This is a genomic window from Vibrio sp. F13 (assembly GCF_020806305.2).
Classification (GTDB): Bacteria; Pseudomonadota; Gammaproteobacteria; order Enterobacterales; family Vibrionaceae; genus Vibrio; species Vibrio crassostreae_C.
Genome location: NZ_CP170175.1, coordinates 105553 through 130786 on the forward strand (window position 1 = coordinate 105553; position 25234 = coordinate 130786).

At 44.1% G+C, this 25234-nt stretch carries 20 protein-coding genes; 11 read left to right on the forward strand and 9 right to left on the reverse strand.

The genetic code is table 11. The features are described 5' to 3' along the window. Positions 1–3: 3 nt before the first annotated feature. The 3 genes from LMH68_RS00400 to LMH68_RS00410 form a co-directional block, all read right to left on the reverse strand. Complete coding sequence (locus LMH68_RS00400; RefSeq protein WP_229647977.1) at positions 4–1665, reverse strand: 4Fe-4S dicluster domain-containing protein; 1662 nt, start codon at positions 1663–1665, stop codon at positions 4–6. Between the two features lie 299 nt (positions 1666–1964). After that, positions 1965–2648: a DUF3306 domain-containing protein gene (locus tag LMH68_RS00405; RefSeq protein ID WP_413755337.1), complete on the reverse strand. Its 684-nt coding sequence runs from the start codon at positions 2646–2648 to the stop codon at positions 1965–1967. Next, entirely contained in the window at positions 2638–3099 is a 462-nt protein-coding gene (locus LMH68_RS00410; protein WP_413755339.1) for a DUF3305 domain-containing protein, read from the reverse strand. Before LMH68_RS00410 ends, LMH68_RS00405 begins: the two co-directional genes overlap by 11 nt. A gap of 455 nt (positions 3100–3554) precedes the next feature. On the opposite strand from LMH68_RS00410, the gene LMH68_RS00415 reads away from it, so the two are divergent. Next, positions 3555–4376, forward strand: coding sequence for a formate dehydrogenase accessory sulfurtransferase FdhD (locus LMH68_RS00415; protein ID WP_017068189.1), 822 nt, complete (start codon positions 3555–3557; stop codon positions 4374–4376). A gap of 222 nt (positions 4377–4598) precedes the next feature. On the opposite strand, the gene LMH68_RS00420 is transcribed toward LMH68_RS00415, so the two are convergent. Continuing rightward, positions 4599–6182: an ABC-F family ATPase gene (locus tag LMH68_RS00420; protein WP_229647975.1), complete on the reverse strand. Its 1584-nt coding sequence runs from the start codon at positions 6180–6182 to the stop codon at positions 4599–4601. Between the two features lie 462 nt (positions 6183–6644). Between LMH68_RS00420 and LMH68_RS00425 the strand changes: the two genes are divergently transcribed. Both LMH68_RS00425 and LMH68_RS00430 read left to right on the forward strand, forming a co-directional pair. Next, positions 6645–8990, forward strand: a complete 2346-nt coding sequence (locus LMH68_RS00425; protein WP_102428858.1) for an ATP-binding protein — start codon at positions 6645–6647, stop codon at positions 8988–8990. Between the two features lies 1 nt (position 8991). Further along, positions 8992–9879 carry a mechanosensitive ion channel family protein gene (locus tag LMH68_RS00430; protein WP_017063876.1) on the forward strand — a complete coding sequence of 296 codons (888 nt, stop codon included), beginning with the start codon at positions 8992–8994 and terminating at the stop codon, positions 9877–9879. Positions 9880–10244: 365 nt separating this feature from the next. Here the strand turns inward: LMH68_RS00430 and LMH68_RS00435 are convergent, their stop codons facing one another. Together LMH68_RS00435 and LMH68_RS00440 are read right to left on the reverse strand one after the other, a co-directional pair. Next, entirely contained in the window at positions 10245–12272 is a 2028-nt protein-coding gene (locus LMH68_RS00435) for a cache domain-containing protein (protein ID WP_229647974.1), read from the reverse strand. Then, on the reverse strand, positions 12262–13725 hold the full coding sequence (locus LMH68_RS00440; protein ID WP_029235435.1) for a sigma-54-dependent transcriptional regulator: 1464 nt from the start codon (positions 13723–13725) through the stop codon (positions 12262–12264). Before LMH68_RS00440 ends, LMH68_RS00435 begins: the two co-directional genes overlap by 11 nt. Before the next feature lie 303 nt (positions 13726–14028). Here LMH68_RS00440 and LMH68_RS00445 point away from each other — a divergent pair, with 303 nt between their 5' ends. From LMH68_RS00445 to LMH68_RS00470, 6 genes are all read left to right on the forward strand, one after another. Further along, entirely contained in the window at positions 14029–14835 is an 807-nt protein-coding gene (locus tag LMH68_RS00445) for a substrate-binding domain-containing protein (RefSeq protein ID WP_017068185.1), read from the forward strand. A 210-nt stretch (positions 14836–15045) separates the two neighbouring features. After that, positions 15046–15744: an ABC transporter permease gene (locus tag LMH68_RS00450; RefSeq protein WP_017059610.1), complete on the forward strand. Its 699-nt coding sequence runs from the start codon at positions 15046–15048 to the stop codon at positions 15742–15744. Positions 15745–15754: 10 nt separating this feature from the next. Then, on the forward strand, positions 15755–16474 hold the full coding sequence (locus LMH68_RS00455; protein WP_004733775.1) for an energy-coupling factor ABC transporter ATP-binding protein: 720 nt from the start codon (positions 15755–15757) through the stop codon (positions 16472–16474). Next, the gene (mobA, locus tag LMH68_RS00460) at positions 16452–17036 is read left to right on the forward strand and encodes a molybdenum cofactor guanylyltransferase MobA (protein WP_229647973.1); all 585 of its coding nucleotides are present in this window, start codon (positions 16452–16454) and stop codon (positions 17034–17036) included. Before LMH68_RS00455 ends, mobA begins: the two co-directional genes overlap by 23 nt. After that, entirely contained in the window at positions 17036–18853 is a 1818-nt protein-coding gene (locus LMH68_RS00465) for a bifunctional molybdopterin-guanine dinucleotide biosynthesis adaptor protein MobB/molybdopterin molybdotransferase MoeA (protein WP_229647972.1), read from the forward strand. Before mobA ends, LMH68_RS00465 begins: the two co-directional genes overlap by 1 nt. Positions 18854–19154: 301 nt before the next feature. Then, the gene (locus tag LMH68_RS00470; RefSeq protein ID WP_017063882.1) at positions 19155–19421 is read left to right on the forward strand and encodes a DUF2960 family protein; all 267 of its coding nucleotides are present in this window, start codon (positions 19155–19157) and stop codon (positions 19419–19421) included. A gap of 179 nt (positions 19422–19600) precedes the next feature. On the opposite strand, the gene nagK is transcribed toward LMH68_RS00470, so the two are convergent. Next, positions 19601–20509, reverse strand: a complete 909-nt coding sequence (gene nagK, locus LMH68_RS00475) for an N-acetylglucosamine kinase (protein WP_229647971.1) — start codon at positions 20507–20509, stop codon at positions 19601–19603. 163 nt (positions 20510–20672) lie between these two features. Next, positions 20673–21419: a tRNA-uridine aminocarboxypropyltransferase gene (locus LMH68_RS00480; RefSeq protein ID WP_017080483.1), complete on the reverse strand. Its 747-nt coding sequence runs from the start codon at positions 21417–21419 to the stop codon at positions 20673–20675. Positions 21420–21487: 68 nt separating this feature from the next. Here LMH68_RS00480 and LMH68_RS00485 point away from each other — a divergent pair, with 68 nt between their 5' ends. Next, positions 21488–22291, forward strand: a complete 804-nt coding sequence (locus tag LMH68_RS00485) for a sterol desaturase family protein (RefSeq protein WP_065584420.1) — start codon at positions 21488–21490, stop codon at positions 22289–22291. A 206-nt stretch (positions 22292–22497) separates the two neighbouring features. On the opposite strand, the gene LMH68_RS00490 is transcribed toward LMH68_RS00485, so the two are convergent. Continuing rightward, entirely contained in the window at positions 22498–24543 is a 2046-nt protein-coding gene (locus tag LMH68_RS00490; protein WP_229647970.1) for a methyl-accepting chemotaxis protein, read from the reverse strand. Positions 24544–24647: 104 nt separating this feature from the next. Between LMH68_RS00490 and LMH68_RS00495 the strand changes: the two genes are divergently transcribed. After that, on the forward strand, positions 24648–25133 hold the full coding sequence (locus tag LMH68_RS00495; RefSeq protein WP_065584422.1) for a C40 family peptidase: 486 nt from the start codon (positions 24648–24650) through the stop codon (positions 25131–25133). Positions 25134–25234 lie beyond the last annotated feature (101 nt).

A 25234-nucleotide genomic window follows, 5' to 3' on the forward strand; every position in this document is an offset into this window, starting at 1 on the left:
CTCCTAGTATTTCAATTGTTTCAATGGGTCTTGAGCCATTGAATCGAACATATCCACCACACGGCAGTCTTCACACATAGCAATACGATTAATCGCTGCTTCATCTGAAAAGTGAGAGTGACCGCGTAACTTGTTCTGTAACATGTCAATCATAGACTGAGGTGCGAATGGTTTATGGCAACGTACACATTCCGCAGCTTTCTCTTCATGAATCACAACTGCTTTTTGACGTTCTTCTTTTACCCAGTTCATACGAGGCGTAAGAGTCAGAACATTTTCAGGACATGCCTTTTCACACAAGCCACATTGAATACAGTCTTGTTCTACAAATTTAAGTGATGGAGAAGCCCCGTCGGTATGAAGTGCACGTGTCGGACACACAGCCACACAGCTCATACATAACGTACAATCTTTGCTATCACACGAAACGTTGCCGTAAGGTGCGTTTGACGGAAGCTCAACAATATTTTCAACAGGAATACGAGCTGAAGACATCGCATCAAGTGCTGTAAATAGACGTTGGCGCTTGTTGCCTTGAAGATCGCCAAGTGCAAGGTCGAATGAATCCACACAAAGTGTTGGAGGACATTCACGTAGAGATTCTAAGTACAGAATATCGATGGTTTCTTTTGGAATACCGATTTGATCTAGTAGTTCTTGAGCAATCCCTACTTCGTTATTTAGAACACGAATGATCGTTTCTGGCATAAAGCGAGATGCGGCAAACAGAACCTGAGTTGCGCCATTAACTAAAGCTGCAAACCAAGTATCGATAGCAATAGATGGCAGTTCTTCTACGACAATTGGAATCACGTTATCTGGCAGTGCTTTTAGCGCCATTACATTGTAAGTCTCATGACGAGAGCTACAGATAAGTACGATTGGATCCAGACCGCCCGCTTGCTCATAATTAGCTAGCGTACGTTCAATAAACTTTTGAGTGTCATCAGGGTTTGGCAGCGCATAGGTAATCGCTTCTGTAGGACAACTAGTTGCACAAGTACCAACGCCTTGACATAGGTAAGGGTTAATCTCAATCTTGTGACCCGTCTTATCAGAGCCTTCACTTGATAGTGCGCCAGCAGGACAAGCATCTACACAACGCTCACAGCCTTTTACGCCACGAGAACTGTGCGCGCAAAGGTCAGTGTCGAGACGGAAGAACTTAGGCTTATCAAATGTGCCCATAAGCGTTGGAATCTCTTCCAGTGCTTCAGCAAGTTTTGGATAGCCACGACCTACTGGGTAATAACCCGGTACAGGTACTTCTTCTGTCATGCAGCTATTCAGACATAGGTCTAAAACAACATCGAAACAATCGTGATTAATCGCGACTTTCGCTAGATTGCTTGATGTGCCTTTGTTTTCGATCACAACTTCAAACGTGCCAAGGAAACCGGATACTTGAACCGAATTCGCGAAGTACAGTTCTGGGTTTGTGCCCTTTTCGCCATCTGTTGACAATAAGGTTAGGCTCGTCAATTGAGGTAATTGAGCCGCAGCACTTTCAATGATCGCAGTTGGACCAATAACAAGTGTATTACCGCCGCTTTCGTAGCTAACAGTAGGTGGAATCAGATTTGTTAACTCAACTGTATTTTCAAATGCATACAGTCTTGCTTTAGCGTTATTTGAATTTGCTTGTTCTAATAATTGTTTAAGCATTGCTCAGTTCCATCTTTGGACATGGATAATCTGTTCAACCTTTATTGTAGTAAGCGAGAGAGAACTTGCTGAGTAATCCGTTAACAACTAACCCTTTAGCCAGTGTGTCGTTCGTCAGACCGTGAACTCGTCTATCTACAAAAAAGTTGATAATGAACGTTATTTTGCAAATGCCATGCCAATTTAATATGCCTTATATTTCAGTGATTTAATACTATATAACGTTTATTGTGCGTATAAAAAAACCGCTTGGGACATTTTGTCGCAAGCGGTTCATTGAGTGTTTAGTCAAAATGTACCTATTCTTTGTGTGGTATATTTTGTCCCACCTCTTTCAGGTCTGCTTCGTCTGACATTGTAGCGTTATTATCCGATACTGTTTTTTTATACAGTTCTTTTTCTTGTTCGGTTATTTCGGCACTTTCTGACGTTTCAAGTTTATTATCAGATACCTCAAGATTGCTTTCAGAATTTTCTAAAACTTCACCTTCGTCTTTATTATCAATGATTTGCTCTTCTTCTGGCGCAGTTTCTTCTTCCGTTTTGTCTTTAACCCAATCACGCAAGGTTTCCGCAACCCCTTCAGAAAGAGACTTCAAATTACTGTAATCGTCGTCGTAATCATCTAAACCATCACGAACGTTGAATTCTTCTGAGAGGAATAATTTACGCAATGCCGCTTTTTTTACGCTTTCTGAAGCTTCTGACACCAATAATTGAGCAACAGACAAGTCTTCAGTCGTTTCTGATGCTATCTCCTGAGAGTCAATAGTTTGAGAATCGACAGCGTGTTCTGGAGACTCTTTTTCCAAAGTTCCACGTTCTAGTGACTCCGATGTTTCTGCGTCTATAGATGAAGCAGCAGACGAAGCCTCAGTGGAAGTAAGCTCAGTTTCCTCAAGCGTTTGTTGCGCTTCTAAAGGTTGGTCGGTTGATTCATCAAGCTTTCGTTGAGACCAACGGCTAAAAAAGTTAGTTGCCATTTGATTGACCCGCGCCTTTACGTTTCTTACGTCTTGCTTCTAATAACTCGCCATGACGACCGATGAATGCTTCCATCCAAGCTTGTACAGGCAATGGCATGTCGTAAGACAATACTTGGTTATCTCCGTCCATGTATTGGCCTGCGACTGTTTGTGATGCTGTCAGTAATTGAATAATAGGTTTACCGGAGTCAACATTATCCATAACTAAGAATAGCTTAGGTTGCTGAGAGCTTAGATTGAAGCGGTAGTCGGTACGTTCGTCTTTGTGCAACTGAAGCAAACATACGTCTGGGGTTTCATGTTCAGGTGATAATTCAAAACCGATGAGTTCCCATTGAGTTGTTACCCAAATGCCAGTTTTGATCTCTTTCTCTATTCTTTGGACACCGATTGGCCAAGCTGCTTCTGTTTTTTCATATTGTTCTTTGAATTCTTTTATCTCAGACATACTTCACCCAATTGATTTTCTTTGGTCTGAATGCACTTAGGACATTTTGTACTGTGTGCATTCATATACACCCCATAAAGCAATAAACACGCCAATACGGATTAACTGCGAGAGCGTATCTATAGCGTTCGTTATCAAGTTGTCACTATAACGTTAGTCGATACTGGTTATTTCAGACAACTCCACCCGGTGAACTCTCATATTTTGCGCTATTTTAATCTAATGCTTCATGTTTCCATCAATCCCCGTTATTTTGGAATAAGATTTGCTTTAGCTAATTCGCTAATGTTCTTCACAGAGCTATGTATTCACAGATCTATGGCATGTTCGAGAACGATAATCGAAATCTAGGCCATAGCGAATCAACAAACTAGCGCATTAATGAATGAGAGCCTTATTGCTCTTGTTGACTTCTTATCTCATAAAATCGCTATCTCATTAAGTAGGAAATGACTGTGGTAAAACCAAACATAATAAAAACCAGTGAAAACCCACTTCAGACCATCGAAGTTGAAGTGTTTGATGAATATGGCGAAAAGCTAACGAAACAAATTGCGTGCGAGCGCCCTCTTACCGTTATGTTGAACTGGAAAGAGATCGTAACTCTAATGACATTGGGTTCACGCCCGGAAGCATTAGTCTTGGGTTATTTGAAAAACCAAAGCTTCCTTTCTGATCCAGAAGCCGTTGAATCAATCATCATCGACTGGGAAACCAGCTCAGCAGCGGTTATCACCAAAGAAGATACGAGCCAACTTGAGCAAGCGCTTAAGAAGAAGACAGTTACCTCTGGCTGTGGCCAAGGTACCATGTATGGCAACGTGATGAAGCAATTGGAAGATTACCAAGTGCCTCAAACCAAGATTAAGCAATCTGAAATCTATACGGCTCTAGAAGCGCTGACTCATTATAACGACACCTACAAGAAAGCGGGTGCGGTTCATGGCTGTGCTGTTTGCAAAGACGACAAGGTTCTATCGTTTGTTGAAGATGTTGGCCGACACAATGCCGTTGATACATTGGCTGGTGAGATGTGGCTTAACAAAGAGACAGGTGAAGATAAGATCTTCTACACCACAGGCCGTTTAACGTCTGAGATGGTGATTAAGGTTGCGCAGATGGGAATCCCTGTTCTACTGTCACGCTCTGGCGTTACACAAATGGGCTTAGATTTAGCGCAGAAGTTCGGCATAACAACGATTGCTCGTGCTAAAGGCTTGCGCTTCCAAGTGTTCACGGGTGCAGACAAGATTGACTTTGATGTGAAAGGTGAATAATCAGCAGTCGGAAAAAAGCGTAGGTTTGATTGGTGATTCACTAACCGCTTCTAATTGTAAAGTTCTGATGTAAATAGTTAGTGACCCATCAAGGATAAATACATAGAAACTTAGCTAGATACAAAAACGCCGTCATGCTTTTTAGTATGACGGCGTTTTTAATTTTCAATTTATAGCTTAATTTCCAACGCATAGAGTTGAAAACTAAGGCTAACTTAAAGCTTAGCCGCGTGCTTTCAAGAACTCAGCGTAAGTACCGCGGAAATCGTTGATCTTGCCATCTTTGATTTCAAGGATACGAGTTGCAAGCGAGTCTACGAATACACGGTCGTGAGATACGAAGAACAATGTGCCTTTGTAGTTCTCAAGAGCCAAGTTAAGCGCTTCGATAGATTCCATATCCATGTGGTTTGTTGGCTCATCCATTAGCAGGATGTTTGGTTTATGCATCATGATCTTACCAAGAAGCATACGACCTTGCTCACCACCAGAGATAACCTTTACAGATTTCTTAATGTCGTCTTGACCAAATAGCATACGACCTAGGAAGCCACGAACAACTTGCTCGTCTTCGCCTTCTTGGCGCCATTGGCTCATCCAATCAAACAAGTTCATGTCTGTCTCGAAATCGTGTGTGTGATCTTGAGCGTAGTAACCGATGTTTGAGTTTTCAGACCACTTGTACTCACCTGTGCGAGGCTCAAGAGCGCCAGCTAGTGTGTTAAGTAGTGTTGTTTTACCCACACCGTTCTCACCGATGATAGCAACACGCTCACCTACTTCGAAAATACCGTCGAACTTGTTGTATAGGTCTTCTTCAAAACCTTGAGATAGGTTTTCAACCACAAGTGCGTTACGGAATAGCTCTTTAGACTGTTCGAAACGGATGAATGGGTTTTGACGGCTAGACGCTTTAACTTCGTCTAGTTGGATCTTATCGATCTGCTTAGCACGTGACGTTGCTTGCTTCGCTTTAGATGCGTTAGCAGAGAAACGAGATACGAACGTTTGAAGTTCAGCAATTTGTGCTTTCTTCTTAGCGTTGTCAGACAGTAGACGCTCACGAGCTTGAGTCGCAGCCGTCATGTACTCATCGTAGTTACCTGGGAATAGACGAAGTTCGCCGTAATCAAGGTCAGCCATGTGTGTACAAACAGAGTTTAGGAAGTGACGGTCGTGCGAAATGATGATCATTGTGCAGTTACGTTGGTTTAGCGTATCTTCCAACCACTTGATGGTGTCCATGTCCAGGTTGTTCGTTGGTTCGTCAAGAAGCATGATATGCGGGTCTGCAAACAGTACTTGAGACAATAGAACACGAAGTTTCCAACCCGGTGCTACTTCGCTCATCAGACCGAAGTGCATTGATTCTTCAATACCTACCGCTAGAAGAAGCTCACCAGCTTTAGCTTCTGCCATGTAGCCGTCCATTTCAGCGAACTGAACTTCAAGGTCAGCCACTTTCATGCCGTCTTCTTCGCTCATTTCTGGCAAAGAGTAAATGCGGTCACGCTCTTGCTTAATAGCCCAAAGCTCTTTGTGACCCATGATAACCGTGTCGATTACCGTGAATTCTTCGTAAGCAAACTGGTCTTGGTTTAGCTTAGCAACGCGCTCGTTTGGATCGTAGCTTACGTTACCAGCACTTGGCTCAAGTTCACCAGATAGGATCTTCATGAACGTCGATTTACCACAGCCATTCGCGCCGATTAAACCGTAGCGGTTGCCTTCGCCGAACTTAACTGAAATATTTTCGAAAAGTGGCTTAGCGCCGAATTGTTGGGTGATATTTGCTGTGGAGATCAATGCCATTACCTTTTTAATGTGAAAAACGCCGCAACGTTACTTGTTCAGGGCTTTAACTGCAAGTATTGATTGCAATTACTGGCCATTAAGTGAGTGATAACCTAGCCAAATCATAGTTTGAACTGACTCACATTTTTGGTTTTCTATTTATCGCCGTAAAACCGTCGATTTTAAGGAAAAACAAAATATCGAACAGCGCACCATAATGGGCGGTATATAACGTCCCAAATCATGCCAACCATTGAATATATCGTATGCTGATTGGTCACAGTAAAAGCCAACCCGATCAACGCAACAGAAGACATAATAAAGATGCTCAAATACTAGCCTAATCCCTGACAATTTCATGACAAAATCGCTCGAAACAGGAATAAAGTACTCGCCCCCGACACGGGGTTGGATTTCACAAAGTCAGATTATCTAACTATAGTAATCCTAACCTCATAATTCTAAGAGACTTTTATGCGTTCACTATCGCGCTTCTTAATCCTCACTTTGGCCATTCTCTCTTGGCCTAGTCATGCCAACTTGGAATATGACTTACAATCTCAGCCGCAGGTATCCGATTCTGCTGTTGATCTCGATGATCGAATTGATTCGTTACCCGACCCCCTCTTTATGGAACCGTCGGACAGACGCCAAGTCAATATATTGCTCGCTGAAGTGCTACAAGTTCAAAAGCAGGAAATCAAAACCTTCGAGCAACAGATAAAAGCCTACAGAGCGAACAACGACGCCGATCAATGGTTTGCCGTTCAAACCAGTTACGTCACTTTGAATAGCTTGAATGTGAGCAAGCAACACCTGTTAGAGCAGACGAATTCCGCTAATAAAGAGCGCCTAACGGGTTTTGGCCCCTACGGCGTAACTCAATTTAAGCAAGAGTGGGAATTAACCAAGCTCAACATTGAGTATCTTGTTTATTTCCAAATTCGTAGCTTTAAAGCGCTTGTTAAAGACATCTTTATTTCGCCAGTGCCAGTGATTGGTGCCTCACTAAAAGTGTTATTCATCTACTTCGGTTTAGTGTGGTGGCTTGCCAACAGCACCCGCTTGATTGAACTGTTTCGAATTAACTTTCTTGAAGCGAAAACGAACCCTCCTTTTCTGGTTCGCGTGATTTGGTATATCAGCCGCGCTGATCGTGCGATTGCTTGGCTAATTGCCATCACATTGTCATTGAGAGTGCTTTCTAGTATCCCTAGTCTTCAACATTTGATTTTCCTGGAGATCTTCACTTGGTGGATTCTAGGTGGTTCGATTGCCATCAGCTTTATTTTGGAATTTGCCTACCGTTTAGGTCGTACATCAAATCAAGAAGTGATAGCACTACGCCTATCGACTATTCGTCGTTACGTGTGGAGCTTCATCGTTGCGGGTGTGATTCTCCAGATATCAAGTATTACGCTAGGCAAAGGTACGATTTACAGCTGGATTTACAGCGCTCTGTTTTTCTGGTTTGTGCTGGTCACGATCTCAGTTCTCAGACTATGGAGAGCGAAGGTCTTCGATACGTTGCAACACATCTCTGATCGCCCGGTTTGGGTGAATTGGGCAGTAAACCGCAAGGATACCTTCTTACTTAATATATTGGCGACGGCCATTGGCATCGTGTGGTTGAGTGTTTACAACTTTCAACATCGAATTATGGCCCTGCTATCCAATTACACTTTGTTTAGCCAGGCCTTAGCTTATCTATTTAGAATTGAAGTTGCTAAACAGTCTGACCTTGATAAGAATCAGCAAAACTTGGTTCGAATCAAAGGCGATCAAACCTATGAATACATTCTTCCGGGTAATATCGACAGTACGTTGATAGATTACGCGGGAGATGAAATTAAGCAGTTATCACGCTACTTAATGTCAGACAGCCCGGCTATCTGTATTGTGTCTGGCGAACGTGGTGTCGGCGCGACAACGCTGCTATATACCTTACTGCACAAAGTCTCTAACGCTGAGCCTGTATACGTGAGTTGCCCTTATGCGGGTTACCAAGAGCTTTTAGCGCATTTAGCCGTGAGCATTGGCTTGGACGAAGAAGCGACTGAAATTCAAATATTAGCGCATCTTCGTAAGAGCAATACCACTTACCTTATCGCGATTGATAACGCACAACGACTGGTGCAACCAATGGTCGGTGGCCTGTCTGATTTGATTCGTTTGACCAACCTTCTGCGTCGTTCTAAAAAGAACCACCGTGTCGTGATATCGATCGCCAAATCAAGCTGGCGATTTGTGGATAGAGCGCGTGGCGAACGTTTGCTGTTTGACTTGGTGTGTTTCCTTCCGCGTTGGACAGAGAAACAAGTGGGTGAACTTCTAAATAGCCGTATCAATACGGAGCTTGAGAAGCCGTTGTCTTTTGATGGTTTAGTAGTCCCTAAGCAATGGGACCAAGATGATATGAGTGAAGAAGAACGTGCACGCCAAGGTTTCTATCGAATTTTGTGGCACTATTCTGATGGCAACCCTACCGTTGCGCTGCGTTTCTTCCGACTCTCTTTGAACCGAAACAAAGAGACAGATCAAGCAGTGGTGCGTCTGTTCCATGTTCCTGAAGCCCAGGAGCTGGAAAATATGCCGAAACCTATGCTGGCTGTACTTCGTTCTATCGTACAACTGGAAATCGCTTCTCCGGAAGTATTGTCTGAATGTACACAGCTGAGCACGGCAGAGATAACGGGGATTCTGCGTTACTTTGAAAGCCGTGGTTATATTGGTTGGCATGAAGAAAAGGCTCGGATTTCTGAGCACTGGTTCCGCCATATTACGAACGTTCTCGACCGTCAACATCTACTGGTGAAGTAAAATGAAGAAGTTATTTATCCTACTATTTGTTGGCTTGGCAAGTGCTGTCAGTTTCCCGACCTTTGCGACGGAAGAGTTAGCTAACGTAGAAAACATCTCTAAAATAGCGAGCCTTGTGCGATGGAGCGGCGTGTTCTTCTCCATGATTGTTATTGCTGCGATGTGGTTATTGCTTAAGTTCATCAACTCGTTAGTGACCAGCTTTGGTAGTCAGTTCGTGCAATATCGAATGCTACTACAAAAACTGCAGTCGTTTACTCAGTTCTTCATCTATGTGAGCACCGGTCTTATCGTGTTCATGATGAGCTTTAGAATCAACGACCAAATACTGGCTTTGATTGGTGGTACCCTCGCCGTGTCAGTCGGCTTTGCGCTTAAAGATTTGGCAGCTTCATTCATCGCGGGCATCACGGTAATGATTGATAGACCCTTTCAAGTTGGTGACCGCGTCACGTTCGAAGGCAACTACGGAGATATCATTACCATCGGTTTGCGTTCAGTGCGAATGAGAACGCTGAACGATGACATCATTACCATTCCTAACAACAAGTTCTTAAATGAAGTGACCACCAGTGGTAACTACGGTGCGTTGGACATGCAGGTGGTGATTCCGTTTTACGTCGGTATGGATGAAGACATCACCCTAGCCCGTGACTTAATTCAAGAAGCTGCGTCTTCGAGTCGTTACATCCACTTACCGAAGCCTGTCACGGTTTTGGTTAAACAGACGATTACCGATAACTACCTAGCGATACAGCTAACCTGTAAGGCTTATGTTGTGGATACTGCGTATGAGAAGCTGTTTGAAACCGACATTACCCTGCGTGTGATGAAAGAGTTTAAGAAGCACAACATCAACCCACCGAAGATTTCAGTGGCAGCACATTAGGCTTGATGCTTTTGACGTTAGTTTCTTATAGCAAATGACTAACCATAAATAAAAACACCTCCGAACTTATCTCAAGTGCGGAGGTGTTTTTTATGGGCTTTTTATCTTCAGCTCAGTTGTATTTAGGCTAAACCTTAAAGTATTTCAATTGCTCAGTAAGGTGCTCTGTGGTGTTCACCATTTTCTGACTGTCTTCTGCGAGCGATTGTGAGGCTTGGAGTACCTCATTTGCAGCGAGTTGAGATTTGGTTTGCGATAGATTAGTAGTGCGGAATTTTCGTGCTTGGGCTAAAACGTTCGTGTAATAGCCCAAGCGCGTTAGAAATATTATCAGATGATAATATCAGTGAATGAGTTCTTAGAACTTATAGGTTTGATACAAGCAATTGAGGTGTCGCTTTCTGTTGAAGATAGATACTAAAGCAACTTCCCTTACCTACCTCAGATTCAACTCGGATCTCGCCGCCAGTTTGGCTCAAGATACTCTGAGATACTGACAACCCTAAGCCCGTGCCATCTCGTTTGGTGGTATAGAAAGGCGAGAAGATACGTTTCAGTTGTTCTTCCTTAATACCGCAGCCTTCATCTTGAACATGAACGATAGCGCCATGAGACACACCATTTTCAACCCAGTCTTCACTCGAAATGGTTAACGTGCCCTGACCGTCCATTGCATGAATCGCGTTCATTTGTAGGTTAACCAGAATCTGTAGCAATTGGTTTCGATTGACCTCGACTGAGGTTTTAGCGTTCAGCTGCGATACGTACACAATGCCTTTCTTCTTCGCACCTGTTTTTACGAGCGTAATACTTTCATCCACTATTGGGTTGATATGTTGCCACGTAATTTCGTCTTGTACGCCGCCGTGACGGCTGTATTGAAGCAGGCTTCGTGTGATATTTCGAATTCGGTCAATCTGCTCCATGATCGCGTGGACTTCCTCATCTACACGGCTCACTTCATCGCCCAGTTCAAACTTCATCAGTTCAACGTTGCCAAGAATCACGGCGGTTGGGTTATTGATCTCATGAGCAATACCTGCCGTTAATTCACCTAACGCGGCCAGTTTTTCATTGACCACCAGCTTATCTCTGGCTTGATTGAGAAGCTTGATGTGCAGTTCAAGTTCTTCAGTTTTCTCTTTCAAACTCGCGGTACGAGAATGCACTTTGCACTCTAGTTCAGACGCCGCTTGTTGAATCTCTTGATTGCGCTCGTGCAGTAGATCCAACATCTTGTCGAATTGTTTAGCGAGCAGTGTCAGTTCGTGTTGATCATCCAAACCTAGCGTACCAATTCGCTTATCTTGCCCCATCTGGACTAGCTTGACGACCTTATGAATGCGTTCGATTGGGTTGAAAAGATCACGTGCGCCACGGTGAACGATCAAACCGGATGCCAACAGAAGCAACACAATGGTAATGCTAATTTCGCCAAGGTTGGTTAAGTACGTTTCTATCAGCGGCCAAATCAAATAACCGGTGTAAAGCATACCAATCACATTATTAAACTGGTCATGGATTGGTTGGTAAGCTGTGATGTACCAAGCATCGTAAACATACGCTCGATCTAGCCACTCTTTACCTTCATTCAAGACTTTCGAGTGAACCTCGTGAGAAACACTTGTACCAATGGCGCGCCCTACACTGTCTTCACTGCTCAAAGGCACGTTGGTGCTAACACGAAGATCATCAAGGAAAACCGTGACCGTTCCTATATGACGATTAAAACCTTCTCGTTGTGGATAGATAAGGTTACTGATTTGGTCAACAAGTTGAGTACTGTTATTCAGTAAGATCCCACCATCCAGAAAACCAATCACATGATCATGTTCATCTTTGATGGATACAACGGTTCGGCTTACCAATCCGCGAGTCTCGACCTCTTGCCCGTTGAGCATCGGAACTTCCGCTTTTTTAGCGAGGTCACGATCGAGATAATTGAGTTCATTACGGCTTAAGACACTGAAAAATGAAGGCTTGTGAGTTAAGTTTAGATATTCGAGTTTCTTTTCCATGCTCTCGACACTGCGCCAGCGCAGAAAATCGAGCTCATAGCGAGATTTGTTCTCAGACACCCAGCGCGTTAGCTCTTCATGTGAAAGATCACTCGCAAGTTTGGTTCGAAAGTTATAAGACTCGGCAAATGCACGAACGTTGTATGCCTGCTGATTTTGGATCAGGTGAATACTGTTATCGGCAACATCCAAACGCTCATCGACATCAATCAGAGCGCCCTGCCACGTGTAATGGATTGACCAATACAGTGTGATAGCCACAAGCGCGCACAAGGTCAGAATGATCGGGGCAGATGTCAGGAATAATAAGCGGTAGCGAACCATTGTTTTGAATCGGAACGCCCACTTTGACCACCAACGACGTCTAATCGGCATATTCAGAGCCTTCCGTGTTCCAATCTTTGTATTTACGCTCTAGCGTTTTACGTGCGACGCCAAGATCTCTTGCAGCTGCCGATTTATTGCCATCATGAAAACTAACCAGCTGTTCTATATGAGATTTTTCTACTTCTTTGAGTGTCCAAGTGTTTGGATAACCCTCGGCAGCGTCTGCATTATTCAAGTTTGGCATTTCCGCACCATGTGACACCGTCACTGAAATGCTAGCGGGAACAGGATCACCATTAATCTCGCGCCAATAGTGTGCTGGTGGCTTGTCTAAAAGAATGCATCGTTCGACTAAGTTTTTAAGCTCACGAATATTTCCCGGCCATTCGTATTCGTTCAACGCCAAGATATCTTCATGTGCCCAATTTGGAACTGGCATGCCAAGCTCGCTCGATAAAAGACGAGTAAAGTATGGAACAAGTTCAATCAGGTCTGACGGGCGCTCTCTCAATGGCACCACATCAATCTTAAGTACATTGAGTCGGTAGAACAGATCGCGGCGGAAGTGCCCTTTATCGACCTCTTCTTGAAGATTTCGGTTGGTCGCCGCCACCACTCGTACGTCAACGGAAATTTCCTTCTCGCTACCGACTGGACGAATGGTTCTTTGCTCTAACACGCGTAACAATGCAGCTTGCATTGGCAGTGGCATTTCACCAATTTCATCAAGGAACAAGGTGCCACCACTTGCGACTCGGAAAAGACCTTCACGGTTTTTCTTCGCACCAGTAAATGCGCCTGAGGTATGTCCAAACAGTTCACTTTCTAGAAGCTCTGGAGCAATCGCACCACAGTTGATTGGCACAAATGGACCTGTGCGTTTACTGGCTTCATGTACACCACGAGCAACCAGCTCTTTGCCGGTACCCGACTCACCTTCTATTAAGACGGACGCTCGAGACGGTGCAAATTGACTGATCAGCAATTTAAGTTGTTTGGTCTTGTCTGAATTGCCAATCAGTTCAGTCTTGATATGACGACTCACATCACGCTTCAACGCGTACTGCATTCTTTGGTCGAGTCTCTTATCCATACAACGCAGAACCGCTTGTATCATCTGTTCGAGGTTGAACGGCTTAAGAATAAAATCTGAAGCACCAAGCTTAAGCGCGGATATGGTCATCTCTAGATCGGCATAACCCGTCATGAAAATCACATCGGCGCGTTTGTCGTTGTCGTTAAACGCCTCTTCCCACTCAATGCCAGAGCGGCCTGGTAGGTTGATATCAAGGACAATCAGATCAAAATGTTCGCTCGAACGCAGCGTTTCAGCCTCTTCAACCGATCCTGCGCTCGACACCTTGCCAAAGAACTTACCCAGTGCTTTCTTTAAGATAGCCTGCATACCCAATTCATCATCGACCACCAAGACGGAAAACGCCTGATACTGAGTCAATGTGTTCGGGTTGAGATTGGATGCAGATGAACTAGGTAAAGACATAATGATTAGCCGGTGAGAAAAGTTGGGACAGAGTGTACCAATTAACCTTTTCTCCAACAGGGACAATGTGCGACATTTTGTCCTAGCTCATGTTTTGATTCATTTTAACGGGGTAAAAGACGCAGTTTTGTCCGAAATAACAGCAATTTAATGAGATCTGATGCATGATTTATTGGCATTAAGATTGCTTATAAGGTGTAGATTTCTAATTACAACAATTAGCGTCTTATGCACATGCCCTTTTTTGAGCCCTTTAAAACTGAAGGCATGTCATTCATTTATAACAGAATGGACATAATAATAATGAAAGCAATTCCCCTAACTATTGCAGCTCTATCTATCGTCAGTTACACGGCTAGCAGCGCGGAAGACACCACCCATATCAAATTGGCGACAACCACAAGTACCTACCACTCAGGTCTACTTGACTACTTATTACCTGAGTTCGAAAAAGATTCTGGTATCAAAGTTGATGTTCTAGCGGCGGGTACAGGTAAATCACTTCGCATGGGCGAAAATGGTGATGTTGATTTGGTAATGACTCACGCACCAAAAGCTGAAGCGAATTTCGTAGAAAAAGGCTACGGCGTTTTACCTCGTAAGCTGATGTACAACGACTTTGTGATTGTGGGCCCTCAAAGTGACCCAGCAAAAATTGAATCTCAAAAAGCTGTAGCTGATGTATTCAAAGCAATCGCAACCAACAACGCGACGTTTGTGTCTCGTGGTGACGATTCAGGCACGCACAAGAAAGAGATGGGCATTTGGGCACAGACCAAAATGGAACCAAACTTTGGTGGCTACCGCAGTGTTGGTCAAGGCATGGGCCCTACTCTGAACATGGCGTCTGAAATGCAAGGCTACACCATGACAGACCGTGGCACATGGTTGGCTTACCAAAACAAACTGGATCTTAAAATCCTTTTCCAAGGTGACAAGAACCTATTCAACCCTTACCAAGTAATCCTTGTTAACCCAGAGCGCTACCCAAGTATTAACTACCAAGCAGCGAAAGTATTCAGTGATTGGTTGGTGAACCCTAAAGGTCAGAAACTGATTAACGACTTTAAACTGCATGGCAAACAGCTGTTTGTAGCGAGCGCAGAGTAGTTTTTCGTCAGCGTAGATTCGTTTATAACAAGCTGAGAATGGTTTGTTGTAAGTACTAATTCCAATTAGCACTACGCTTAACTAACCAGTTAACTGAAGCATTTAAAGAAACAATAGCTGGCCAATATAGGCTCAATAATATTGTGTCAGCTATGATTAACATCAGTCATTACCGATAAAGACCTATTATCGATTCACACGAGATACTTCATGACCCTATGGCAAACAACGATTGATGCAATGAACCTACTAGTGAGTTTTGACCACGAATTGTGGAAAATCGTCGCGGTATCTTTCAGCGTATCTTTGTCCGCCATCTCATTAGTGATTATTCCTGCAATCATCATGGCTTTCTTATTGGCTTATACCGAGTTCCCCGGGAAGTGGGCATTATTATCGGTGATCAACACCCTGCAAGCTATCCCAACCGTGGTTATCGGTTTGTTGATGTACATGATGCTCTCTCGCTCTGGCCCGTTAGGTGATTGGGAATTACTGTTCACCCAAAAGGCGATGATTCTAGGTCAGATGCTGATCTGTTTCCCAATCCTAGTCGCGATGATGCACGGCGCTCTGCAGGCCAGTGACCGCCGAGCGGTTGAAACGGCGCGCACGCTTGGCGTATCAACGACTCGTGTGGCGTGTACGTTAATTTGGGAAACGCGCTTCCCTCTTTTAGCTGCAACTATCGCTGCCTTCTCTCGTATCGTCACTGAGGTTGGTTGTTCAATGATGGTCGGTGGCAACATTATGGGGATGACAAGAAACATCCCAACAGCTATCGCTATGGAAAGCCACAAAGGCGCATTCGCTCAAGGCGTCGCCCTCGGTATGGTGTTATTAGCATTGGCATTAGCCCTTAACTTTTTCCTTTCCAGTGTGAGAGGAAAAGGCTATTTAAGAACTTAGGAACGCTGTCATGAGTATAAAAATAACAACGCAGCAAATTTCAATGCGCTACAAAGAGCGTGTTTTGTTCCATATTCCCGAATTGTCGATCGGCCCCAACGATGCCATTTATCTCAAAGGAGATAATGGTGTGGGTAAAACGACCCTACTTAAAATATTGTCTGGATTGATTCAGCCCAGCTCTGGCCGCATTCAGTCTCCGACACAAAGCTGGCAGCAGATCTTATTCCCTAGGCTCAAGTTCAAAGACATTATCTACCTGCATCAAACCCCCTATCTTTTTGATGGTTCGGTGTACCAAAATGTCGCTTATGGCATTCGCTTTAACAAAGAGAGCCAAAAAGATAAGCGAGCTCAAATAATTAATGCATTGAGAATGGTAGGTTTAGAAACCTTGGCAGATGAACACATTTCTGTGTTGTCTGGTGGTGAGCGTCAACGCGTTGCAATGGCACGAGCTTGGATTCTTAAGCCGTCAATCTTGCTAATGGATGAACCAAGTGCCTCTTTAGACAAAGAATCTATTGAAAGATTGGTGATAATGGCCGAAGATCTTCTTCAAAGAGGCGCGAGTTTAGTCATCACTAGTCACCAAACTAACGCGTTAACCGACTTATGTAAGAAGCAATGGTGGATCAAAGACAATACTTTGACCGAATCGCCGCTTCTGCAAGTTATTCAGAAAGATAAAGCACAAGAGAATATTTATGCTGCTTCCAACGCAAACTAGTTGGGTTATTTTGGCTGGCGGACAGGCCAGCCGCATGGGCGGAAAAGATAAAGGACTTGTTGAGCTCAACGGTTCTCCGCTTATTCAATACGTTATAAACAAGCTGTCACAGCAAGATGTCAGCATCACTATCAATGCCAACCGTAACTTAGACAGTTACCAAGCATTTGCTCCGGTTGTTTCCGATTCCTTCCCTGACTATCCAGGTCCATTGGGCGGCATTCATGCTGGCCTTAAAAACGCGAGTACAGACTGGGTCGGCTTTGTCCCTTGCGACAGCCCACAAATCAGTGACGACCTTGTTGAGCGTTTTTGTTCTGCAGTTAAAGAAGACAGCGACATTCTTGTCGCGCATGATGGCGAATTTAAGCAACCTGTATTCACCCTATTCCACAAACGTGTTCTGCCAAAGCTAGAAGCGTTTTTGGAGCGTGGTGATCGTAAAATCATCTTGTTATACAAAGAATGTGTCACGGAATATGTCGATTTTAGCGATTCTCCTAACTGCTTTGTTAATCTGAACACGCCAGAAGAACTCACCCAATTCGGAACGCTTAAATAATGAAAGATTCAAAACAACGCCCTAACCTTCCTCTATTGGGCTTTGCTGCTTATAGCGGTACAGGCAAAACGACCGTACTTGAAGCTCTGCTTCCGCTGTTGACTGATGCGGGTTTAAAAGTGGGTGTTCTTAAACATGCTCACCACGATTTTGATGTCGATAAGCCGGGTAAAGACAGTTACCGCTTACGTAAAGCGGGCGCGAATCAAATGTTGATCGCTTCTCGTAACCGTCACGTGATGATGACAGAAACGCCAGAAGCCGAAGCTGATTTTGATTACCTGCTGACTCGATTTGATACCAACACCCTTGATCTGATTTTGGTTGAAGGCTGCAAGAACATTGCTTTCCCTAAAATTGAATTGCACAGAGATGAAGTCGGTAAACCTTGGTTATACCCGAACGATGACAACATTATTGCCATTGCTGCAGACAGCCAAGTGGAATCCGAACTGCCACAAATGGCGATCAGTGACTTAGAAGCGATTCGTGATTTCATTATTGGATATGCTCAGTCGTTTGACGGTTCCTCGAAAATAAGCGAAACCGCTTCTTGTTTGTCTTCAAAAGACAACACGCCCGCAGTGTGTTGTGATTCGTTCTCTCCTGCTGGTTTAACCGTTACTCAAGGCCAACAAAAGATTGTTGATAGCATTGACGCGCTTGATCTCACAGAGAGTATTGAACTATTGCAGGGCTACGGTCGTGTTTTGGCTGAAGATATAATCTCGCCAATCAATGTGCCTCAAAACACCAACTCAGCAATGGACGGCTACGCAATTCGTAGTGAAGATTTAGAGCTGGATAGTTACCAACTGGTTGCTGAAGTTATGGCTGGTCACAGCTACGAGCAAACTGTTCAACAAGGTGAAGCAGTTAAGATCATGACGGGTGCACCAATGCCTGAAGGCGTTGATGTTGTTGTGATGCGCGAGCAAGCCGTCCAAGATGGCGATAAGGTTAGCTTCCCAGGTGCGAAAATCTCAATTGGACAAAATGTCCGTATGGCTGGTGAAGATTTAGAAATCGGCCAACCTGTCTTTACACGTGGTACACGCATCGAAGCACCTGAAATGGGCATGATGGCGTCGTTAGGTTTTGGTGCCTGCCCTGTTCTGCGTAAAGTTAAAGTGGGTGTGTTCTCTACGGGTGACGAAGTTCAAGCACCGGGTAGCGAGCAGAAGCCGAACTCTATCTACGACTCGAACCGTTTTACTATTATCGGCATGCTTCAAAAGCTCGGCTGTGACATCGTTGATTACGGCATCATTGAAGATGATGAACAGAAGATGATGGATATTCTGCATTCAGCGTCGCTTGAAACCGATATGGTTCTGACTTCTGGTGGCGTGTCTGTCGGTGATGCGGATTACATCAAGCTTGCGTTAGATAAGCTGGGTGAAATCAACTTCTGGCGTATCAATATGCGTCCGGGGCGCCCTCTTGCTTACGGCAAAATTGAAAACAAACCTTTCTTCGGTTTACCGGGTAACCCTGTTGCCGTAATGGTGTCGTTTATCAACTTTGTAGAGCCAGCGATCCGTAAGCTACAAGGTCAAACCAACTGGACACCAGTTAAAGCGAACGCGGTAGCGACCGAACGGTTGCGTTCACGCCAAGGTCGTACCGAGTTCAGCCGTGGTGTGTTCTCGATGAATGAATCGGGTGTGCTTGAAGTGAAAACGACGGGTAAGCAAGGTTCAGGTATCCTGCGTTCAATGAGCGAAGCAAACTGTTTAATCGAAATCTCACCAGCGGTTGATACCGTGAAAGTTGGTGAAACGGTAACGATCATTCCATTGCAAGGGCGTGTTTGATTCAAAGCTCAAACACCTAAATTGACTTAGCTGCTTTTTAATTGACTTAGAAGCTTTTTAAATGATTTGGAAGATCTTCGCCAAAGCATAAACGAAGCCCCTATATAGATTTTTCAATGTTAAGGGGCTTTTGTTTTTTTCGTTTCGTGAAAAAACAACCTGTTCGTTTCCTAAAAGACAAATAGCTTAAATTACGCTAAACGTTTAGAACGATAATCTTAAGATTTCTTACCATTACCTTGAGCCACGTACGCTTTTTATGTAGAGTGCGCGCAAAGTAATAATTCTATTGGAGAGCACCATGGCTCGTACCATTCTGTACACTTACAAAGACGAAGACAAAGAGTTACTGTTTTCAAAACAAGAACACCGCACGATCCAAGAAGCTGTTGCTGCAGCGGAAGGCATCGACATCTCTGAGTATCTAAAAACTGAGCAACAGCTTGAGTTGATTTCTGATACTAAAGCGGTTCGCAACTACCAAGACAACTACTTCCGCAAGCTTGGCTTTACTAAGCTTACGTTGAAGCAAAAAGACAATCTTGGTGTTGGTAAAAAGAAGAAGTAAGCCCTCTTGGCTCTTTTCTTGATATGTCGTTTCTAGCTTTTCGTTTGTAGTTAACAGCTAACAGCTAAAGAAACGAAAGCACCGAACAATAAAAAATGCCGCAACCTCTTTCGAGATTGCGGCATTTTTATTTGTACTTTTTAACTATCTAACCTTAGCTAGCTTAACTTAAGTCACGATTACTTAATGTTAAGGAATGCAGCACCACGAACGCCGCCTGAATCACCATGCTTCGCTTTGATGATCTTTGGACATTTCGCTACAGACAGTAGGTATTTAGGGATACGCTTTGGCATCTCTTCGTAGATAAGTTCGAAGTTTGAAAGACCGCCACCCAATGCAACTACGTGTGGATCAAGACCGGTAAACAGGTTCGCGAAACAGATAGCCAATAGCTCCATGAAACGATCAACGTGCTCAGCCGCTTTTGCTTCACCTTCGTTGTACGCTTGAATGATCTCGATTGCTTTCTTCTTCTCGCCGAAGTAGTGCTCGTAAATCAATTCAAAGCCACGACCTGATAGGTAGCTGTCTAAACAACCTTTCTTGCCACAACCACAGCCTAGTAACGGTGCGTTGTCACCAAGGTGGAACCATGCATCAATAGGAAGACGCATATGGCCGAGCTCGCCAGCAACGTGGTTACGTCCTGAAAATACTTTGCCATCAAAAACCAAACCACCACCAAAACCAGTACCTAGAATTAGGCCAGCTACTGATGGTTCATCTTTCAATTCATCATCCCACGCTTCAGACAGCGCAAAACAGTTCGCATCGTTCTCGATTTTAACACTACGACCAATCAGCGCTTCTAAGTCTTTGCGTAATGGCTTACCTGTTGAAGCCGGTACGTTAACAACAAGCATAGTGCCGTCGTCCGCATCTTCCATGCCTGGAAGACCAAGGCCAATTTTGCCTTCGCAAGAGAATTCGCTATCGTATTTTTTTACCAAACCGGCAATCGTATCAAGTAGCAGTTGATAATCTTCAGTAGGCGTTGGTACGCGTTCGGTTGCTACTCGCTCAAGTTTTTCATTGAACGCACCAAACTCAATTTTTGTGCCGCCAACATCAAAGCCGTAATACATGAAATCTCTCCAATTTTTCCCTAAATTCGGGCAAATAAAATTTTTAAATTAAACAACTAGGAAGCATTATCCATAACACTCCCCCTACAAACCGTGATAGATAACAAACTTATCTCGTGTTCGAATCTGTTTGAACAACAAGTCAGCACAAAGCGGTTAAAGGTTAGAGTGACGTCTCACTTTTAGTATGCTCTATGAAAGCATTCAGGCTTGGTTTGGTTGGATCGGACTTATAACGCGTCTTACTCAACATGTAGCTTTCACGAAATGCTTCAAACCATAGCTGTAAAGTCTTAGCGCCCTGTTCTTCACCGGCTTGTTTCAAAACTAAGCTCGCTACTTCGGCCGTTGATAGATGTTGTTCGTTGTCTGACTTACGCATCATGTATTGAGAAACCGATTCCGGCTCAATCGACAACACCGGTAAATCTTGCAGATACTCTGAGCGACGGAAGATACGTCGTGCTTCGCGCCAACTGCCATCAATGAAAATCAGCAATAGTGTTTTGTTTGGGTCACGCATTTGTGGCAGATCTTGAACTACGCGCGTTTTGTCGTCGGTATAGTCTTCAGGGAATACGATCACAGGTTGGTATTTGTCATCTTTGAGGACATCCAACATCTCTTGATTTGGCTCAGTACGATGCCAAAGGTAGGCGTAACTGTCTTTAACCGTATCAACAATCAAACGGCCGGTATTACTTGGCTTTAAGATTTCGTTGTCTGACAAGATCAACATAGTCGCGACGTTCGTATCAACGTTAGGTTGATGCTCACAGATACAGCTGTCTTGTTTGATTTTGCAGAATTCACATCGCACGACTTTACACCCGCGCGCATTAAACGGTTTGGTAGCAATGGATAAACGATGTTGATATAAACGGTGAAAAGCGTGGATTCTCATGGACAATAACGATAACTCTAGAAAAGTGGCACGATTGTACTTACAGTGTCCTTAGAATGATAGAAGGAATTCCCATGCAAGACCCATCACTGCTTCGCCTTGTTTGTTTTATTGTCGTTTTTGGATTGTGTGCGCTTTGGGAATACCGTTTTCCGCGTAAAACACTGACTCAAAACAAGTGGTTTCGTTGGGGAAACAACTTTGCGCTGGTCGCTTTGAACAGCTTTCTATTAGCCACTCTGATTCCTATTGCAGCATTCCAAGCGGCGGTCATTGCGCAAGAAAACCAATGGGGTCTGTTCAATACCCTGTCACTTCCGAAAGAACTCACCATTCTGGTCTGCGTATTACTGTTAGATTGCGCCATTTACCTGCAGCACTTGGTGTTTCACCGTGTTCCTTGGTTGTGGAAGCTACATCGAGTTCACCATGCGGACCTAGATATTGATGTCACAACCGGAACGCGCTTTCACCCTATTGAGATGATTCTTTCAATGCTCATCAAAGTGAGTTTGGTGATCGCACTTGGTGTGCCTGTCATTGCGGTCGTGATATTTGAAATTGTTCTTAATGCGAGTGCGATGTTTAACCACAGTAATGCACGTCTTCCGCTATGGTTCGATAAACGATTGAGAAAAGTGATTGTGACACCAGACATGCACCGCGTTCATCACTCAGTCATTGTTAAGGAAACGCACTCAAACTTTGGCTTCTTTTTATCAGTGTGGGACATCTGGTTTAAGACTTACCGCGCCCAACCCAAGCTTGGTCATGACAAGGTGCATATTGGTGTTCCCGAGATTCAAGATGGTAAAGAGCAACGGCTAGATTTAATGTTACGTCAGCCATTTGCACGATTCCCGACAACGAAAGATTAAGTTCGAATTCAGTTGAGTCTCAAGCTTATATTGAGACCAACCTTAGCTTAATACCAAAGTTATCTTAATCCGAAAACAAAACGCCCTTAGATTCTTGTGAGAACTTAAGGGCGCTTCTGTATCGATAGTCGTTATAAGCGTAGTTAATGATTAAGTACTGCTAGTGCTTAAACTCTTTCGCACACTAGCTTAACTATCACGCTCGTCTATTTCAGCACGTACTTATGAAGCATGGCTTGTTGGTGCCCTGCGATCTCTCCGACTTGCTCTGAACTCTCGATCATAGATTCAAGTTGCAGCTTAGTATTCTCGCCCTGCTCAGATACTCGAGTGATTGAATGGGTAACATCGACAGTTGCACGAGCTTGTTCTTCGGTAGCCACCATGATTTGCTCAACACGCCCTTTGATCTGGCTAACCGCAAATTCGATTTTCTCGAAGGCTTGTCTTACATCGCCACTGGTTTCCAGTGCATTGGCCATCTCACTTCTCGATTCCGTTACAGAAGCACGTGAGCGATCTGCTGCCGCTACTAGTTCGTTCATCATGCTACGAATATTGGTGGTTTGCTGGGATGTGCCGCTCGCCAATTTACGCACTTCGTCTGCAACTACCGCAAAACCTCGACCTTGTTCACCTGCTCGCGCCGCTTCTATCGCAGCGTTCAGTGCCAATAAGTTGGTGTTTTCAGCGATTCCGCTGATCATATCGACCATTTCACGAATCTGTTTCACTCGACCATCCAAGTCAGCCATCGACTCTTCACTCATGCTAAGAGATTGCTCAAGCGCTTGTAATCGTTGTTGGTTAAGGCCAACCACTTGGCTGCCACTCACTGACTCATCTTCTGCTATTTGAGCATCGTCGTTCGATGCGTTAGAGATACGAGCAATCTCACCAATCGATGCTTCCAGCTCCGTAATGGTGGTGATCATATTCTGAAGTGATTCGTTCTGCTCGTTCAAGCTCGAATTGGTTTGCTCTGCAGCGTCGTGGCTTACTTCTGCCGTTTGATAAAGCGTCTCACAGTTGCGCGTTACTAAACGAACCGAATCTGCGGTTGAATCAACGACCGTATTGAGTTTTGAAGTAATAACTTGAAGCTCCAGCGGCCCCAGTAATTCACTCTGTTTAGAGAAGTCATGATCTGCCAGTGAACTCAACTGTTGAGTTATGTTTTTAAGCCCTTTATTCATCCAACGGCGTAACACGAACCATGAAATCACAATGATTACGGCAATCACTAGCCCGCTGATAAACAACACACGATCAATATTGGTAATGGTTTGATTTACAACCAGTTCACTTTCATCAATCAGGTGGGAAGCGGTGGAAGACAGCTGATTCAATGTGCTAATGACGGTGTTCGCTAAGTTAATGACTTGCGTTAAGTTTTGCTCTTGCTGCTGAACCAGTTCGAGTTTCAAGAGGATCTGTTTGATCACGCCTTCTTCGGTAAAGCCTTCTTTCACCATCTCGTAAGGCGCCGTCAAGCTCGCGAACTCAACGATGTCTGGATGCCAATCGGCAAAATCGCTGTAAGCCAAGTTAAGGCCTGCGATTCGGTTTCTCAATTGACGGTATTCGTCTTGTGCTTTATCAATGTCAGGTTGCATCATCAACATCAAGAAGGTGTTCGCCATAGCAGACGCACTGGATGTGAATCGGTTCGCTGCATCGCTCGCTTCTGGGTTGTCTTCAACCAAGAATGAGCTGATTCGATTCATTTCTGGTCCGATAGACCCAACGCCATAACGGAACTCGCCCATTTTACTGTCGATCAGATTTTGCTTACTTTGAATCTCAATCTGCGCCAGCAGTACCGTGTTGGTCATAGCTTGCAGTTGCGCCATGTCATCGACAAGGATTTGTTGTTGCTCTAAAGAGATCGCATCAGGAAAAGATTGGGAAATAAAAAGAAGTTCCTCTAGCGTGGTATTGCTCTCTGTCGCGAGTTGGTCAATTGAGCCCCTTGTGGCATTCAGTGTATCTAAGTCGGTTGATTGGGTGCTGTAAGTGAGAAGTTTTACTTGTTCTAATACGCTTTGCGTTAATTCGGCGTTATGTAGAGCAAGGGGTAATGCTTGTTCCGAGAGTGCATCAAAATGTCCCCCGACCCGTTCAACGCCCCGAATGCTAACCATTGATAAAAAAGTAACAAGTAAAAGAATGGAAATAAATACAGCAGTGACGGTTTGAATGAGCGAGAATGTATAACGTGAGGGTTTTATTGATAAATTTGTGTCGGGCATGTGAAATCCAGTTTGACTACGAAAAGAGATATCCTTAAGTTAGGTCGTATACTAGAAGTCCTTGATGACGTTTTTATTTCAGTTTTTTGTCAGAAGAGTTACATATGAAAATCAGAAAAATGGCTGTAGTTACAATAACTTTAGCAACATTGGCTGCTTGTAGCTCGTCACCTTCGCCTTCTCAGCTTAGTCAAACCGCACAGAGACCCCTATCAAAGTCAGAACAATTGACTACAAACGCTTATATGAGCGTGTATGAACAGTGGAAAGGCGTGCCATACCATTTCGGTGGGACCTCATTTCGAGGTATAGATTGCTCTGCTTTTGTTCAAATCGCCGTGCAAAATGCGACTCAACAAGCTCTACCAAGAACCACAAAAGACCAGAGTAAAAAGGGAAAAGAAATTGCGTATGGGCAGGCAACAAGCGGTGACTTGGTGTTTTTCAAGACTTCGATGACGGTGCGACATGTAGGCGTTTATTTAGGAAACAACCAATTTCTACATGCCTCGACATCGAAAGGTGTCATTATTTCTAGGTTAGATAACCCTTACTGGGCATCCAAGTTTTGGCACTTTAGGCGTTTATAGCGGTTCGAAAGATAAACCGCTGAGCGAGGTAACTCTAGAAAGATACGACTTAAACGCCCGTTGTTATTATGCTGATTAATTACGACGATAAATGAGCAAAC